The organism is Nitrosopumilus sp., from assembly GCF_025698945.1.
In the GTDB taxonomy this organism is placed as follows: Archaea; Thermoproteota; Nitrososphaeria; order Nitrososphaerales; family Nitrosopumilaceae; genus Nitrosopumilus.
Genome location: NZ_JAILWM010000003.1, coordinates 175863 through 189321 on the forward strand (window position 1 = coordinate 175863; position 13459 = coordinate 189321).

Sequence of the window (13459 nt, forward strand, 5' to 3'; positions counted from 1 at the left end):
ATCACTTGTGAGTAAAAATTGCTTGATTTTGGGAATCTTTTCTACAATATCCATATCTAACAAATTGTATTTCTTCTCCTTCCTTTAATTGAAGATAATGTGGTTCTGTATAAACGTCTAATTCCTCTAAACTATCTTCATTAAAGTCATCTCCAATGAATAATACCTTTGGAATAATCATTTTAATTTCATGAGCTGTTTTTTGCGGAACCCACTGAATCTTTGGTATATTTGTAATGTCTCCATCCGATACAAATTCTCCTTCTAATTCTGAACCTATTTTTTTAATTAGAACATTTCCTAATCCTAAAAGCCTAACTTGCATTCCTTCCTTGAGTGTTTGTGCATCATCTCCTGAAATTAAAAAATTTTCATCAACATCTATTTTTCTTTTTCCCATATCCTTTATTGGATGATTTGGAATTTCAACAAATGTTAAAGTTAAATTTTTTACAAATAATTTTTTTGCATTTTTAACCATAAATAATCTGATACTTGATGTATCAACATATTTTCTGTTAAATGATTCTAGTGCATCAAATGGTGCTAGTGTGTTTGCTTTTGTTAATCCTAATGACATAATAAATTTTCTAATTGCTTCAGGTTTAATTCCCCTTCTTCTAAGTGCCTCAAGGGTTGGAAGACGAGGATCATCGTACCATGAAACTTTTCCTTCTTCAATTAATGGTTTTATAATTCGCTTTGAAATTGGCATTCCTTTGAATTCTAGTCTTGAGAAAAATCCTTGTTGGGGCTTTCTCATTTTTAGAGCATCTAAAATTGCATCAATCAATTCTTTTCTTAATTCAAATTCTTTAGAGCGAAAAGCATGAGTAACTCCATCAATGCTGTCTTCTATTGCAACAGCCATGTCATAGCTTGGCCAGATTCTATATTTCTCTCCTAACGTGTAGTGTTTTTCCTCTATAATCCTAAACAATACTGGGTCTCGCATTACGGCATTGTCTGCTTTCATATCTCCCCGAAATCTCACAATTGCCTCTCCTGGCTTGAATTTAGTATTCATTTTTTCCCAATTTTTGTTGTTTTTATCGATACCATCCATACTACATTTGCATGCTTTTCTTTCTCTTCTATTCTTGCTAATCTCATCTCGTTTACAAGTACAAATGTAAGCTTTTCCAGAATTAATTAACTCCATTCCTTTTTCATAAAAAATTTCCATATCATCTGATGTGTTTTTTACAATATCGAATTTAATTCCCAACCACTCTAACCCTACTTTAATTGCTGCATGATATTCCATTCTTTCCGCTTCTGGATTAGTATCATCCATTCTTAGAATAAATTTTCCACCATACATTCTTGCATATTCTGAATTAATTATTGCAGCTTTTGCATGACCTATATGTGGATAACCATTTGGTTCTGGAGGAAATCTTGTAATGACTTTCCCATGTTCTGCATTATCTAATTCAGGAAGTCCCTCTCTTTCCTCAATTTTTTCTTTAGGAATTAATATTTCTGGAAAATTTTCCTCAATCTCTTTTTTTTGTTCTTCCAAAGTTAAACTATTTACATATGAAACTATTTCAGAAATCTCTCCAGATATTTCTTTTACTTTAGTTCTTAATTCTGCTTTTACTCCAAGAATTTTTCCTAAAATTATTTTTGCATTAGTTTGACCATCATGTTCAAATGCATTTTGAAGAGACATTTTTTTTATCTCGTTCTTTAATTCTTCATCCATCTAAAATCTTCCTTTGAACTTATACGCTTCTCTTAACTACAAAATCTAATAGTGTGACTAATTCTTTTTTTTGAGTACCAGAATATTTTGATAGGGATTTTTCAGCTTTTTCAGCATATTTTAGTGCCTGCTTTCTAACATTTTCTTCAATTCCTAGAGATCGGATCACATTTACAGCTTTATTTAGATCATTTCTTGAGATTTTAGAATTACCAAATGCCTTTAGAATTATTTTTTTATCTCCTCCTTTTGCCAATTTTATTGCCATCAATATTGGCAATGATTTTTTTCCTTCTCTAAGATCATTTCCAACTGGTTTTTTTGTAATCTTTGAATCACCCATTACACCAATTAGATCATCTGTAATCTGAAATGCAATTCCTAGATTTCTTCCAAATGATGAAAGATTAGAAATATCTTGTGCCTTACTTGTTGCACAAATTGCACCCATTGCACATGATACATCAAATAATGCTGCTGTTTTTTTACAAATCATTGTGGTATATTCTGCTTCACTTGGAATTTTCTTTTCTTCTGCCATTTTGATATCTAATAACTGCCCCTCACAAACATCAACACAAGCTTTAGCCAATCTTGAAATTAACTGTGTAGTTGCATTTGCAGATAATTTTGATTCCGTTATCACTTGATATGCTTTAGAAAATAACACATCCCCTGCAAGAATTGCTATTGGCATTCCAAATTTTTTATGTACTGTTGGAACTCCATGTCGCATTTCATCATTATCCATAATGTCGTCATGAACTAGAGTAAAATTATGTATCATTTCTACTGCACTTGCAGCAGGCATTGCATTGGAAACTTTTCCACCTAAAATTTGGCAGCTTTTGATAACCATGTATGGTCTTAGTCTCTTTCCTCCATTAATTATCAAATGTCCAGCTGCTTCATAGAGTTTTTTTGGATTTCCCTTAAGTTTTGATTTTAGATGTCTGTTTACAATTTTTGCATTATTTTCAATAGGTCTAGTTTTTTTCATTTACTAACCTCCACTTTTCTATTGGTAGATGCGTTTTGATTGCCTTATCCAACCTATCATGAATTTCACTATTCATCCATGTAGATAAGATATTTGCATGCTTTTCCAGCATTTTTTTATCTGATTTATCTAATAATTCTAAAGCTATGAGCATCCATGGACAATACAATTTGGGGTTTTTTTCAAGTTCGGACATTAACTCATTTGCTGATATCCATTTGATTTCATCAATCTCACCAGGAATTTTTTTTAATTCTGTTGATTTATCAATTACTCCAATTAGAGTACCACAAATCTCATTTTCTGAACCTATGTCTTTGTAGGGTACATGATATTCAAATTTGTGTAAATAGTCTAATTTTCCTTCAATACCTAATTCTTCGGGCATTCTTCTCTCTCCTGAAGAAACATACGTTTCAGATTCTCTTGGATGACTAGCAAATGTACCATCCCAGTCATTTGGCCATAACATTTTCTCTTTTGCTCTTCTAGTGAGTACTAGTCTTCCTTCATTATCAAACAACAATGCTGTAAAAGCTCTATGTAATTTTCCATTTGGTAAATGACACTTTACTTTTTCTTCAGTCCCAATAGGATTGTCATTCTCATCAACTAAAATTACAAATTCTTCAGGCATTTTTTCCTCTAAACATAGTTCCTTCATATTTCCTATTTTTAATAGCTTGTACAATTCTTTCTGGATAATTTCCATTTACAAAAAATACATTCATTCCCATCTTAGCAATTTTTGTAGCTTCTTCAACCTTTCTTGACATTCCACCTGTAACATCCATCTTGTTTTCAGAAATTAACGGGTTTTGATCCTTTAGCTCATAGATCAATTTTTTTGATTTAAAATCAGAGTATAACCCATTCTCATTTAGAGCAAAAATTGTTAATTTTGGTTTTAGAATTTTTGCAAGATGAGTCATTATTTTATCTCCTGATAAAATGTAAGTTTTTTTCTGACCATACCATAATGCATCCCCAAATGTGACTGGTATTAATCCGGATTTTGCTATTTCTTGAATCTCTTTAATTTTTTTAACTATTGGTCTGTTTCCTGACATAAAATCTGTTGGAGGTAAACAATATGGATTTAGTTTATTTTTTAATAATGAATCTAAAATTATCTTGTTAAGATCTATCATTGAATTCTTTACAATTGAAACTCCTCTTATGTCATATTTTCTTTCTTTCGTATGCATATCATATTTTACAGACCAATAATGGCCATATGATCCTCCTCCATGAACAATCACTATTGGTTCTTTGATCTTTTTTAAGCTCTTAGCAATGCTGTCTATGGTTTTTCTTCTTGGAGATAATGGTTTTTCTTTATTTGTAATAATTGATCCGCCTAATTTTATTAGAATCATGTAGTTCCAAATTATCTTGTCAATTAAAAAGTATCCAGTCCTCTAAAATCAATTTTTACGGAAAAACATTCGTAATTTTTATTTCTAAATTCATTAATTATGTTATTCAAGTTTGATTCCTCTGTTAAAGAAAATATGCATCCCCCACCTCCAGCACCTGTAATTTTAGCACCAAGAGTAAATTTTTGACTTGTTCTAATCATATCTCTTAACTTCTCATTAGACACGCCAATTGTTTCTAAATATTCTTGATTTTGAATAATTTTCTTTCCTAATTTATCGATGTTATTTTCTTTAAGAATTTTTAAAACCTCTTCAATTAGTTTTGATTCTTTTTCACATAAGTTGGAAAATTCTTCTTGGTTTTCTTCTTTGAATTGATTTACTTTATTTACTATTGATTCTGTAGAATGCTCTATGTTTGAATTAGCAATTACTAGATGAAAATTAGGCTCATATTCTAGTTTTTCGAATCCATTTTTTTTATCATATTTCATAATTCCGCCATATGTGCAAACTGTACAGTCAGCTCCTGAAGTATTTTGAAAAATAGTTCTCTCAGCTTCAATTGCAAGTTCTAGCACTTGTTCTTTTGATTTTTCGCCAAATAACTTTGAAATTGCTCCAGCACCTGCTACACAACATGCTGATGATGAACCTAGACCTACACCCAATGGAATTTCTGAATCCACTATAATTTCAACACCTTTGATTTTGTTTTGAGATTGCAGCATTTTGTTGGCTAAATAATAAAATGGTTTTAATGGTGACTTTATTTCAGAAATTAATTTACATGGTTTTTCTGAAAGACTTCCAATATTTGATTCAATAATTATTTTATTTTCTTCTATATCCTTTGCAGTAACTGTGATTCTTTTATTTATTGCACATAGAATTGCTTTTACTCCATAAACTACAAAATGTTCTCCAAAAAGAATTACTTTACCAGGTGCTGATGCTTTAGATTTCAAGTGAACACTTGGATTGATTTATTCGATTTCCTCTTCGGTGATCTTTGTTTCGAAATCATCAATTTCATATTTCATTGATTCGCCTTCTTTTAGTTCTCCTCTTTCGATTAAAACTTGACGAACTAATAACCAGTAAACTGTTGCCAATGCTTTTCTTCCTCTATTGTTTGCTGGAATAATTACATCGATATTTGATGTAATGTTATCTGTATTTGCAATTCCGATGACTGGAATTCCTGCATTTGTTGCTTCGATAATTGCTTGTTCATCCACTTGTGGGTCTGAGATTAAGACTATTTTTGGTTCAATGTAATATGGCAAAGAAGGATTTGTTAATGTACCTGGCATGAATCTGCCTAAAAGTTTCTTTGAGCCTAAAATTTCACAAAATTTCTCAATCGGAGTCTCTGCATATTGTCTTCCAGAGCATACTATGAGATTCTCAGCACCTAATCTGTTGATGAATTTGGCTGCAGTTTGAATTTTTTCTAATGTGATATCCAAATCAAGCATGTAAAGCCCTTCTGGACTAGCTTTTGTAATAAAAGATTTCATGAATTTGGTTTTAACTTGAGTACCAACTCTGATACCTGTAGTTAGGATCTTCTTTTTGATGTCAGATGTTTCTGCTTGTTGGCTCATGACGATTTTAAATCTCTGCCATACCGCATATTAAATCATGCTCTGATAGGCGTAAAAGTTCATTGAGTTTTGCCACTCTTTCTCCTCCAACTACCCCTACTTTGAGCATTTTTGACTTTGTTGCTATTCCTATGTGTGATATTTGTGAATCAGTGGATTCTCCTGATCTGTGTGATGTGATTAATTTTATATTATTTTGAGTTGCTAAATTGGCAAATTCAAATGCATCAAAAAGACTACCTGCTTGATTTACTTTGAGAATTGCTGCATTACATGATTTTTTATCAATTGCTTTTTGTAAGATATCCTTGTTTGTAACAGTAAGATCGTCCCCTGTTACTAAGGTTTTTGGAAATTTGGCAGTCAATTCTGACATGTCTTCAAATGCTTCTTCGTGAACTGCATCTTCTGCATAAATTAATTTGTATTTTTCAATAATGTCTGCAGCAAAATCAATTTGTTCACCAGTAGAATTTTCAAATCCAGCTCTATTGTATACATATTTTTCTTTTTGCTCATTCCATTGCGTAGATGATGCAAAGTCAACTCCGAGAGATACTTCTTTTCCTAAGGTAAATCCTAAATTCTCAATTGCTTTTACAGAAACTTCCAATGCTTTGTGATTCTCTAATTTTGGTGCCCATCCGCCCTCATCTCCTCTTCCATTAGTAAAACCTGGATCTTCTTTTTCTAAAACACTTCTAAGCTCCCTGTGCACTGCCAAATTTGTCTCAATGGCACTTTCAATTGTTTTTGAGCCTGTTGAACAAACTAGTATCTCTTGAATGTCTGGTGTTCCAGGACCTGCATGTGCTCCTCCTCCTAGAATGTTTCCTAGTGGAAATGGAAACTTGTATGATGATTGTGGTGAGAGTATCTTGAATAATGGCTCTTCTGCTGCTTTAGCAGCTGATTCCATAGCTGCAATAGTTACTGCAAAAGCAAGTGCTCCTCCAACTTCTGAATAATTATTTGTTTTATCCAAACTTCTCACTGTATCATGAATAACTTTGAGATCCGAGGAGTCTAATCCAATAAATTTCTGAGCATTTTCTGATAAAACCCTTAGGCTCTCTTCTGGTTTTCCATTTGGGAAACTGACTGCCTCATATTTTCCTACACTAGCTCCTGATGGTGCACAAACTCTTCCTAGAAATTTTCCATCTGATTTCACATCAACCTCAATTGTCTTGCTTCCTCTACTGTTGTATAGAATACGTCCTTCAATTGAGGATATTTTGGCCAAGTTACTCTAACTCAGATTGAACTTCTTGTTTTCTTCTCTGAATTGCTTCATAAAATGGAATTACTTGCTGAATTGTTTCAACAGTAGTCAATAACATTCGTCTACAACAATATCTTTCAATTCCTAAAGAATCTAAAACTTTGACTGGATCTTCTCCAGCTTTTACTTTATTTTCATAATCTTCAAATTTATCGGCAACTAAATTACCACATGTAAAACATCTTACTGGAATTAACATACGAACAAAAAAGTAATCAAGGATTATAAAAACCATGCAAGGTCATTTTGTTGCGGGCGTCGCCCAGCCTGGCCAAAGGCGCTAGCTTGAGGGGCTAGTCTCTTAGGAGTTCGTGGGTTCAAATCCCATCGCCCGCATTATATGTAAAAATTATTTTTCTATATTTTGTAAAGTCTTGATTAATTCTGAACGTCTTTTTTCTTCAGTTATTGCAGATCTAACATCATCGACAAGTATTCTATTAACATCTATTTTTCTTCTAGCTTCTTTTACAACTTTGTCATATAATGAAAAAGTGTAAAGATTAAGATACAAATTCTCCATTACATCAAAAATTCTTGTAGCCTCTTCGATGTTACCTGTTCGAATTTTATCAAATACCATTCTTTTTAATTCTCCAACACAATCAAGTAAACCTAGAACATAAGATTCTGGAGATACTGATAATTTTTTATCAGACGGAATTACTTTTTTCTCAACTATTGCAATAAGACACACTGCTTCAACATATTCTTGTTCAGGAGTTATTAGATATCTTTTAAGATCGCCCAATGCTTTTTTCTTATATTTTTTCAATAATGTTTCTGCTTGTCTCAAATGTTTTTTGCCTGTTTGTAAATCTCCTTTGTGAACTGCAATAATTGATCTACTACAAAGAATAATCACTTCTCTGGTATTTTTTAAAAGAAATTCTCTTGAATCTTGAACTGTTCCTAATGATTTTGCAATTTTATCTAATGAAGTTTTAACATTTCCTAATGACATTACTAATTATCCTAAATCCTAGGATAAAGCCGTTTGCCAAACTCTTAGGAAGTTCTCAACATCCATTTCCTAAATCAAATTTTTGAAGACTATGATTTGAATGCATTTCTCAATAAAATTGGCGCAATGAATATTGTTGCTAAAATCACAAATACAAGTGTAGAGTAAATCTCATCTGAAAGTATCTCAAAAGCTAATCCTATTCCTGCAACAATAAATGCTACTTCTCCTCTTGCAATCATTCCATATCCAATTAAAAAACCTCTTTTCTTGTTTTTTAACAAAATGGATGCAGGAATTCCACATCCAAGAACTTTAGAAAATACTGCAACTATCAAAATTACTGTAAACAAAACCCAGTTGATTGAAGAAATTTGTGTAATGTCTACATATGTTCCAATTACTGCAAAAAACAATGGAGCGACAATAACCTTTAACCTTCCAACAAACTCGTGCACCTGAACTGCTAATTTAGAACCTGCTAATCCCATTCCAGCCGCAAATGCTCCTACAATGGGATTTAATCCAATACTAGATGCAATTGCAGCTAAACCAAACGCTGAACCGAGTGCAACACCTTCTCTTGTACCTCTTGCATCTAATGTTGACGGATGTGTTTTTGAAACTATGTGAACTATCTTAGGCAACAAATACACTGCTCCTAATAAAATTAAAATCCAAAATACTATATCTGTAATTGTAGTTATTGCAACTGATTCTATTGTTGGAATTGTTTCCAAAGTAACAATCGAAATTACTGCTGAAAGAATTGCAAGACCTAATACATCATCCAATACAGCGGCATTTACCAGAATATTTCCTTCTTTTGATCTCTCTTTTCCTAGTTCTTCTAAAATTACGACAGATACAGCAATACTTGTTGCGCTAAGGGTTGCACCAATTAATACTGCAACTGTCCAATTAAATCCCATAAGAAATACAATAAAGTACCCTGTGGCAAGAGGAACGATTACTCCACACACTCCAATAATTGCAGACTTTGGACCTGCTTTGATTAGATCATGAAATGTAAAATGTAGTCCTGCAGAAAACAAGATTATGATTCCAGAAATTTGCCATAAACCCAACATTACCTCATTCAGTTCAACAATTGGTCTCTCAAAAATTGGGATTACACCACCTAATGCCGTAGGTCCTAGGATAATCCCTGCAAACACAAATCCAACTACCTCTGAGATTTTGAAATGAGAACATAATCTTCCCAAAAGTAATGCGGGTAAGACTAAAAATAAAATCCCGATAATTGTTGGAACTACATCAAACTCTGAGACCATTTGTGCCTAATTTTGATTTATTGCCTTAAAACTCTAGTCTCTTATTTGCAAAACTGAAATCTATGATTAGGCCCTATTTTGTACTTCCAAAGCTCTTATTTTGGTAATTATTTTCTTGAACAATATGGAAATTACCGTAGATCAAATGTACAAAATTGAAAACAAAGGTCATGATATGGGCTTTTTAAAAAAATTCATGATGGAAAATGCTGGAGCCGTATCTGTTAGAAGATTAGTAGAAAAACTCGTAAATTTAGATTCAAAAAAAGTGCTAATTTTTGTTGGTTTGGGAAATAATGGTGGTGATGGATTAGTAATGGCAAGACATTTGGCAGGTTATGGTGCCGATGTAACAGTAATTTTACTTGGAAAACCAGAGAAAATTAAAACTGAAGAAAGTAATTGGAATTGGTCAATCTTAAAAAAAATGCCATCAGTGAAATTAGTCTCAGGTGATTCATTTGATGTAAGTTTTAAACCAGATGTAATTGTGGATGCCATACTTGGCACTGGAATTTCAGGAGAAATTCGAGAACCATACGCATCAGCAATAAATTACATTAATCAAACAGATTGCTACAAATTTGCAGTTGATGTTCCTTCTGGACTAGATCCGCAAACGGGAGAGACAGCAAATATTTACACAAAATGTAACATGACTGTAACATTTCATAAGATGAAACAAGGTATTCCAAAAAGAAAGGATCTTACTGGAGAACTACATGCCGAAAAAATTGGAATTCCACCAGAAGCTGAGGAGGGAATACTTTGATAGTTCATCAAATCCAAGTTGGAAATATGCAGAATTTTACATATATTGTTGAAGATGAAGAAACCAATGAAGCAATAATTATTGATCCTTCATGGGATTTAATGGAATTGGAATTGGTAATTAAAAAAAATGATCTTAAAATTAAATATATTGTAAATACACATCACCATTTTGATCATACTATTGGTAATGAAGCAATGCATGATTCCACAAAGGCTCCAATTATCCAACATGAGTTTTCAGAATTAAAACACGACATTTCTGTAAAAGATGGTGATTTTATTGAGTTTGGAAATTCAAAACTCAAAGTACTGCATACGCCTGGGCATTCAAAGGATAGTATCTGCTTGATAGGTGATGGAAAAATTTTCTCAGGTGATACATTGTTTGTTGGAAATTGCGGTAGAATTGATCTTCCTGGAGGAAGTGCAAAAGAACTGTATCATAGCCTCTTTGACATTCTATATTCTTTAGACGATAATCTGGTCCTTTATTCAGGTCATAATTATGGGCATTCAGAGACATCTGCACTTGGACAAGAAAAGATTACTAATCTTGTATTGCAGAAAAGAACCGAACAACAATTTCTTGAAATGATGGGTCAGTGATTTTTTGGAAAATTTTGAATTATTTGGAAATACTGAAAATGCTCAAAAATTTCTTAATTGTATAAAACCCGGAAAGTTTCTATTCTCTCTTGTACTGTCATATACTGAAACTTGTGAAATTCCAGGAATTTCTTTTGCAGGTGCAGACAAGGACTCGATAAAATTTACTCCTCCTGCTGATGCAGAATATCTTCATTATGGATATTGTAAAACAATTGAAAAAATCCCAATGACTCCTGATGGAAAACCAACTCCTGGATTACTCACTAAAACTGCTTTAGAATCTGCTAGCATTCCTCATATTACAATTAATGCTGGAAGTAAAATTTCTCCACAACTACCATTCATTAATACTGGAATGTCTTTTGGAAAGAATATTTCAATTCAAGATGCAATGACTGATTCTGAAGTATCTCATGCCGTAGATTATGGGCGAATAGTTGGAAGAACTTTAGCTTCTCTAACTGATTGTCTAATAATTGGTGAAAGTATTCCTGGAGGCACTACTACATCATTAGCAGTGCTACGTGCATTGGGTTTTGATGCAAAAGTTAGTTCAAGTATTCCAAACAATCCTGTAGAACTAAAAAATCAAATTGTAACTTCAGCATTAGAACGAATTGATTCAGATCATCCTTATAGAATTATTTCTAAAGTTGGAGATCCTATGATTCCTTTTGTAGCAGGAATGCTAAGTTCTGCCTCTGAGGTATCTAAGGTAATGCTTGCTGGTGGGACTCAAATGACTGCTGTGCTTGCCTTTGCATCAAAAATTGGATTTAATGATGAAAATGCGGCCATTGGAACAACTTCATACATTACTAATGATCAAAGTGCAAATTTTCAAACTTTAGTTTCAAAAATTGCAGATGTTCCAGCATTTTCTGTAGATCCAGGATTGAGCAATTCTAAATTTCCAGGATTAAAGGCATTCTCAGAAGGTTTTGCAAAAGAGGGAGTTGGTGCAGGAGGCAGTATTATTTCATCTATGATCAAAACAGGAAATTCTTCACAAAAGTTTCTGGAATTAGCAGAAAAAGAATATCATAGATTGTTTACTTCACAGTAACTGATTTTGCAAGATTTCTTGGATAATCTGGATCTGTATCTTTCTCTAATGCAGCATAATACGATAATAACTGAATAGGAATTATCTCTGAAATTGGATATGTCAGCTCATCTGTTTTTGGAATTTCTATCCAATAATCATACACATCACTTTCAATGTCTGAAATTCCAATAATTTTTGCATTACGTGCTTTAATTTCTCTTGCACTAGTTAGGGTATCTGCATAAGTCGAATCATTTGGATTGATAATCACTACAAACACATTTGAGTCCATTAATGCCAGTGGACCGTGTTTTAATTCCCCCCCTGCAATTCCTTCAGCATGAATGTATGTTAATTCTTTTAATTTCAAAGCTGCCTCAATAGCAATTGGATAGTGCATCCCTCTGCCCAGAATATAAATATCTGAAATGTCTTTGAGCTCCTTTGCAATTTGCTGAATTTTTTTTGGGTTTTCTAACGTTTTTGAAACTGTTTGAGATATTTTATCAAAATCTATGGTTATACTCATTAATTTTTCAACAATTTTATAGATGATGACTAGCTGTGAAGTAAAACTTTTTGTGGCGGCAACCCCTATCTCAGGCCCACAGTTCATGCCAATTATAACATCTGCCTCTCTTGCAAGAGATGATGTTAACAGATTTACAATTGCAATGATCTTACAATTTGCCTGTTTTGCAATCTTTACAGCCTCAAGCACATCTGCACTTTCACCGCTTTGAGAAATGGCAACAAGTATTGAATTCTCTTCTATGCTGTCAGGGGAAAATTGTAGCTCACTTGACATTATAGTGTCTATTTTGATTTTGGCATACTTTGAAAAAATTTGTTTGGCAATTAATGCTGAATTATAACTAGTTCCACTTCCTGTTACATAGATGTTTTTAGCATGTTTCATATAATCCGCAGTTTGCTCTATTGCCTTTGTTGTTTTTTCTCCAGCTTTTAGTATTGTCTCATGTTGTTCATAAATTTCCTTTAATGTGAAATGTGCATAGTCTCCTTTGTATGCATCTCCAAATTCTTTTGAGACTTTGGTAATCCCATACTTTGCATGTTTTCCATTAAAATCTAAAATTTGAAATTTATTTTTGTCTAAAATTACAAAATTTTCATTTTCCATGTAAATTGCATCATCTGTGTATTCAATAAATCCCAATACATCACTTGACAAAAAGAAATCACTTTGTCCTACTCCAATAATTAGTGGCTCATGAAATTTTGCAGCTGCAAGTTGCCCATTCTCAAACATTGCTACAAATGCATAATGACCTTTTAGTTCTGCAACTGTTTTAATTATTGTTTCTTTAACATCGTTACTTTCTTCATAATTTTTCTGGAGTAAATTAGCAATTATTTCGCTATCTGTTTCGCTTTTGAAAACATATCCCTTACTTTCTAACTCTTTTTTTAGCTCTTGGTAATTTTCTATTATTCCATTATGCACTATTGCAATTTTTCCTGAATTGCTAGGATGTGGATGTGCATTTACATCTGTAACTTTTCCATGTGTTGCCCATCTGGTGTGGCCAATTCCTATCTTTCCTGGAAGAGAATCTAATTTTACTTTGAGATTTACTTCATTTACTTTACCTGTTCCTTTCTTTAACTCGATTTGATTGTTTGATTCTGTTGCTACTCCAACACTATCATATCCACGATATTCCATTCGTTTTAGCCCCTTTACTATAATTGGGGCCGCAATATCGTTTCCATAATATCCAATTATTGAACACATTTCTTATCTATCTGATAATTAG

At 32.8% G+C, this 13459-nt stretch carries 14 protein-coding genes and 1 tRNA gene; 4 read left to right on the forward strand and 11 right to left on the reverse strand.

Annotation, left to right across the window (positions count from 1 at the left end; translation table 11 throughout):
- Nucleotide 1 precedes the first annotated feature (1 nt).
- The 8 genes from gltX to K5790_RS07895 are packed head-to-tail and all read right to left on the reverse strand — an operon-like array spanning nt 2 to nt 7187.
- Nucleotides 2–1711, reverse strand: a complete 1710-nt coding sequence (gltX, locus tag K5790_RS07860; protein ID WP_297593941.1) for a glutamate--tRNA ligase — start codon at nt 1709–1711, stop codon at nt 2–4.
- A 19-nt stretch (nt 1712–1730) separates the two neighbouring features.
- Nucleotides 1731–2711, reverse strand: a complete 981-nt coding sequence (locus K5790_RS07865; RefSeq protein ID WP_297593943.1) for a polyprenyl synthetase family protein — start codon at nt 2709–2711, stop codon at nt 1731–1733.
- A complete protein-coding gene (gene idi, locus K5790_RS07870) occupies nt 2698–3375 on the reverse strand; it encodes an isopentenyl-diphosphate Delta-isomerase (protein WP_297593945.1) in 678 nt (225 codons plus the stop codon). The genes K5790_RS07865 and idi overlap by 14 nt, the downstream gene beginning before the upstream one ends.
- Nucleotides 3341–4090, reverse strand: a complete 750-nt coding sequence (locus K5790_RS07875) for an isopentenyl phosphate kinase (RefSeq protein ID WP_297593947.1) — start codon at nt 4088–4090, stop codon at nt 3341–3343. Before K5790_RS07875 ends, idi begins: the two co-directional genes overlap by 35 nt.
- Nucleotides 4091–4113: 23 nt before the next feature.
- On the reverse strand, nt 4114–5061 hold the full coding sequence (gene mvk, locus K5790_RS07880) for a mevalonate kinase (protein WP_297593948.1): 948 nt from the start codon (nt 5059–5061) through the stop codon (nt 4114–4116).
- An 18-nt stretch (nt 5062–5079) separates the two neighbouring features.
- Complete coding sequence (rpsB, locus tag K5790_RS07885; protein ID WP_297593949.1) at nt 5080–5703, reverse strand: 30S ribosomal protein S2; 624 nt, start codon at nt 5701–5703, stop codon at nt 5080–5082.
- A 7-nt stretch (nt 5704–5710) separates the two neighbouring features.
- The gene (locus tag K5790_RS07890) at nt 5711–6949 is read right to left on the reverse strand and encodes an enolase (RefSeq protein ID WP_297593950.1); all 1239 of its coding nucleotides are present in this window, start codon (nt 6947–6949) and stop codon (nt 5711–5713) included.
- Nucleotide 6950: 1 nt separating this feature from the next.
- On the reverse strand, nt 6951–7187 hold the full coding sequence (locus tag K5790_RS07895) for a DNA-directed RNA polymerase subunit N (protein ID WP_297593951.1): 237 nt from the start codon (nt 7185–7187) through the stop codon (nt 6951–6953).
- Nucleotides 7188–7239: 52 nt separating this feature from the next.
- On the opposite strand from K5790_RS07895, the gene K5790_RS07900 reads away from it, so the two are divergent.
- Nucleotides 7240–7324 (forward strand) — tRNA-Leu (locus tag K5790_RS07900).
- Nucleotides 7325–7337: 13 nt separating this feature from the next.
- Here the strand turns inward: K5790_RS07900 and K5790_RS07905 are convergent.
- Both K5790_RS07905 and K5790_RS07910 read right to left on the reverse strand, forming a co-directional pair.
- Complete coding sequence (locus tag K5790_RS07905) at nt 7338–7952, reverse strand: RNA-binding protein (protein ID WP_297593952.1); 615 nt, start codon at nt 7950–7952, stop codon at nt 7338–7340.
- Nucleotides 7953–8041: 89 nt separating this feature from the next.
- A complete protein-coding gene (locus K5790_RS07910; RefSeq protein ID WP_297593953.1) occupies nt 8042–9247 on the reverse strand; it encodes a cation:proton antiporter in 1206 nt (401 codons plus the stop codon).
- Between the two features lie 124 nt (nt 9248–9371).
- Here K5790_RS07910 and K5790_RS07915 point away from each other — a divergent pair, with 124 nt between their 5' ends.
- From K5790_RS07915 to cobT, 3 genes are read left to right on the forward strand one after another with little or no spacing between them, the layout of a single operon-like run.
- Complete coding sequence (locus tag K5790_RS07915; RefSeq protein ID WP_297593954.1) at nt 9372–10019, forward strand: NAD(P)H-hydrate epimerase; 648 nt, start codon at nt 9372–9374, stop codon at nt 10017–10019.
- Nucleotides 10016–10627: an MBL fold metallo-hydrolase gene (locus K5790_RS07920; RefSeq protein ID WP_297593955.1), complete on the forward strand. Its 612-nt coding sequence runs from the start codon at nt 10016–10018 to the stop codon at nt 10625–10627. The genes K5790_RS07915 and K5790_RS07920 overlap by 4 nt, the downstream gene beginning before the upstream one ends.
- Nucleotides 10628–10631: 4 nt before the next feature.
- Nucleotides 10632–11696: a nicotinate mononucleotide-dependent phosphoribosyltransferase CobT gene (cobT, locus tag K5790_RS07925; protein WP_297593956.1), complete on the forward strand. Its 1065-nt coding sequence runs from the start codon at nt 10632–10634 to the stop codon at nt 11694–11696.
- Here the strand turns inward: cobT and glmS are convergent.
- A complete protein-coding gene (gene glmS, locus K5790_RS07930; RefSeq protein WP_297593958.1) occupies nt 11683–13437 on the reverse strand; it encodes a glutamine--fructose-6-phosphate transaminase (isomerizing) in 1755 nt (584 codons plus the stop codon). The genes cobT and glmS overlap by 14 nt on opposite strands.
- Between the last annotated feature and the right edge of the window lie 22 nt (nt 13438–13459).

Coding starts and splice junctions, on each gene's coding strand:
- K5790_RS07865 (WP_297593943.1), bottom strand. CDS start 2,711: ATGAAAAAAACTAGACCTATTGAAAATAATGCAAAAATTGTAAACAGA.
- gltX (WP_297593941.1), bottom strand. CDS start 1,711: ATGGATGAAGAATTAAAGAACGAGATAAAAAAAATGTCTCTTCAAAAT.
- K5790_RS07915 (WP_297593954.1), top strand. CDS start 9,372: ATGGAAATTACCGTAGATCAAATGTACAAAATTGAAAACAAAGGTCAT.
- K5790_RS07910 (WP_297593953.1), bottom strand. CDS start 9,247: ATGGTCTCAGAGTTTGATGTAGTTCCAACAATTATCGGGATTTTATTT.
- idi (WP_297593945.1), bottom strand. CDS start 3,375: ATGAAGGAACTATGTTTAGAGGAAAAAATGCCTGAAGAATTTGTAATT.
- glmS (WP_297593958.1), bottom strand. CDS start 13,437: ATGTGTTCAATAATTGGATATTATGGAAACGATATTGCGGCCCCAATT.
- K5790_RS07875 (WP_297593947.1), bottom strand. CDS start 4,090: ATGATTCTAATAAAATTAGGCGGATCAATTATTACAAATAAAGAAAAA.
- K5790_RS07905 (WP_297593952.1), bottom strand. CDS start 7,952: ATGTCATTAGGAAATGTTAAAACTTCATTAGATAAAATTGCAAAATCA.
- K5790_RS07895 (WP_297593951.1), bottom strand. CDS start 7,187: ATGTTAATTCCAGTAAGATGTTTTACATGTGGTAATTTAGTTGCCGAT.
- rpsB (WP_297593949.1), bottom strand. CDS start 5,703: ATGAGCCAACAAGCAGAAACATCTGACATCAAAAAGAAGATCCTAACT.